Here is a 3,132-nt window from a genome sequence, read left to right on the forward strand (position 1 = left end):
CGTCGCCATTCTTCGCACATGGTGATTCCGCGTCCGCCGTAATTCGGCCAGTCTGGATCATTTGGATTGAAGCAGTTCGATCCCCCAAGTGGAGTATTCCTATGCCAAGACCGCCTGGTGGCAAGCCGTGGTAAAAGGGGGCAGTCAGCGGCCTTACGTGAGTGAAATTTCCTTTGACCCGGCGTTTGGGACTCATGTCATCATCGTCGCCGCGCCGATTCTGGACGATCAACATCGGGCTGTGCTCGGAGCCGTGACGATCCTGCTTCGGCGAGACACGTTGTTCCAGGCCATTGCCGAGGGTTCGTTCGGCGAAACAGGCCATGCCATGCTGTTCGCCTCGGACGGAGGTGTGGCGATTTGCCCGGTCCTCGCGCCCGAAGCCCACTCGATCGATGCCGAATTGGTCGACACCTTGGGAGCGTTGAAGCCAGGATGGACAGTGGCCGCGGACGACTCTCATGGAAACAAACGGGCCCTGATCGGGTTTGCACCGGTGCGATTCGCCGATCAACTCGCGGCAGGCAGTATCGGCGGGAAACACTGGGTTACGGTGGTCCGCCAAGATTCCTCGGAAATCTTTGCCCCGCTGGGCGAGCTGATGGCCAAGGTCTTGTTGTTCGGCATGATTGTGTTGGTCGTGCTCTCGGGTACAGGAGTGATCGTCGCTCGCCGAATCGCTCGTCCGATTCAGGTGTTGCATGACGGCGTGCAGCAGATCGGGAGCGGGCGATTGGAGCAACGGTTGGAACTCAAGACCGGGGACGAAATCGAAGGATTGGCACAGGCATTCAATCAGATGGCGAGCAATCTGCAGCGTTCATTCGGGCAGATTGAACAGCGAATGGCCGAGGTGCGGCGGCTGGAGGAGAAATATCGGGATCTGATCGAACATGCTCCGGAAATGATCTGTCAGCTCGATCGGGCCGGTAGGCTGGTGCACGTCAATAAGACCGGCCTCGACAAACTCGGATATACCGCCGACGAGATGCTGGGCATGAAACTATGGGACTTTATTCGCAGTGGGCAGGAGTCGCAAGTGTTGCACTTTCTGGAGCGGCTCGTTTCACACGGGCAAAGCTCGATGGAAACCGTGCTGTCGGCCAAGGATGGACGGTTGATGGATGTAGAGGTTCATGGGACGGCGCTGTTCGACCAAGAGCGAGGCGGGCTGATTCACTCGCGCGCCTTCGTTCGGGATGTGACCGAGCGGCGTCGTCTGGAGCAGGAGATACAGCGGTATACCGTCGGGCTGGAGCAGGCGGTGTCGGAGCGTACGCGGCAGCTGACGGTATCGCAAGCCCGCTACAAAGCCTTGTTCGACTTCGTGGCCGATTCGGTATTTATGGTGAGCGCCACTGGGTCCGTCGTCGCCGTCAATGAACGGGAGCAACAAGTACTGGGCTATGCCGAGTCGGAGATCGTCGGGAAAAACATTCTCGACATCGTGCCGGACGCGCACCGCCAGACCTTCACCGGGTGGTTGCGCGATATCAGCACAGCGCACCGGCAGGTCGCCACTCGGGAAATGACGGTGTACCACGCGGACCGTCGTGAGATTCCGGTAGAAATGGATCTGATTCGCATAGAAGGAACCGAACAATTGCTTGTGATGGTGCAGCTCCGCGATATTACCGATCGAAAGAAACTTGAGCGGCAACTCCAGTCATACCGGGAAGATCTGGAGCTGAAAGTCCGGGAGCGCACCAGAGAAATCGAAGACACCAAGCAATACTTGGAAAATTTGCTCGAGAATGCCAACGACGTCATTTATACGCTCGATCTGGATCAACAGTTCACCTATGTCAACGGGAAGGTCAATGCCTGGGGGTATCGCAAAGATGACTTGATCGGCCGGCCGTATCTCTCGCTACTGTCACGGCGTCATCGGGGCCGGCGCCTCAAAAATACATTGGATATCGGAGCCAAGCAGGTGTACGAGGTCGAAGTCGTGACTCGGCGGGGCGAAGCGCGCGCCGTCATGGTCAGTGTCTCGCCTCTCCAAGGGGCCGACGGGGAGATCCTGGGAGTGCTTGGCATCGCGCGTGATATGACGGAGACCAAAAAGCTGGAGCGACAGATGCGCAATGCCGAAAAATTGGCCTCAGTCGGCAAACTGGCGGCGGGAGTGGCCCATGAGATCAACAATCCTCTCGGAGGGATCCTCAATTGCCTCTATAACCTTCGAAAGGGCGCTCTTTCCCCGGCGCGCCAAGAGGAATACTGGGTTTCGATGGAGCATGGCGTCCGGCGCGTTCAGAAAATCGTTCGGCAGTTACTCGATTTTTCACAGCAGCATGAGCCGACATTCAGCCCGGCTGATATCAACAGAATCATCGACCAGGTGCTGGGGCTGACCACCCATCTTTTTGCTCCTAATCGGATTTGCTTGGAAACATTCCCGGGCAATGGCTTACCCACGGTCATGGTGGACCGGCATATGATCGAACAGGTCTTGATGAACTTGATCTTGAACGCCGTGCAAGCCATGAAAAACGGCGGAGTGCTGACGATCAGGACATCGGTGGCCGAGGGCATCTGCCGGGTCGAGGTAAGCGACACGGGATCCGGCATTCCTGCGTCAGTCCTCCCGCGGGTCTTCGATCCCTTCTTCACGACCAAGGGAGAAGGGGAAGGGACAGGACTGGGGCTCTCGGTGAATCTCGGCATCGTGGAACGCCATGGCGGAAGAATTTTGGTCGAAAGCGAAGTCGGAAAGGGAACGACGTTCACATTGTGCTTGCCCGTGTCCCGTGAACGTTCCTTTGCGGAGAAAGAAGCATGAAGGGGTTGACTATTTTGCTCGTCGACGATGAACCATTGATGCGCCTGTCCATGATGGACGCATTGGAGGCGGTCGGGTGCGATGTCCTAGCGGTGCCGACCGGTACGGACGGGATCGAAGCGATCCGAGGAGAAAAGACGTTTGATCTGGTGATCACCGATCTCCGGTTGCCGGGTGCGGACGGGCTGACCGTGCTCCGGACGGCCAAGGGCAAGGAGCCTCAGACCGAAGTGCTCGTGATTACCGCGCATGGATCAGTCGATACAGCCGTCGAAGCCATGAAACTGGGAGCATTCGATTACATCACGAAGCCGTTCCAGATGGATGAATTGCTCCTGATCGTTGAG

At 57.5% G+C, this 3,132-nt stretch carries 2 protein-coding genes; both read left to right on the forward strand.

Features of this window, described 5'->3' with window-relative positions; translation table 11 throughout:
- The first annotated feature begins 88 nt into the window (after nt 1–88).
- Nucleotides 89–2,785: a PAS domain S-box protein gene (locus ACOSYY_RS00635; protein ID WP_421660292.1), complete on the forward strand. Its 2,697-nt coding sequence runs from the start codon at nt 89–91 to the stop codon at nt 2,783–2,785.
- Nucleotides 2,782–3,132: response regulator (locus ACOSYY_RS00640; RefSeq protein WP_421660293.1), on the forward strand; the 351-nt coding region annotated here is incomplete at its 3' end. The genes ACOSYY_RS00635 and ACOSYY_RS00640, both read left to right, overlap by 4 nt.

This window comes from Nitrospira sp. BLG_2 (genome assembly GCF_049222245.1).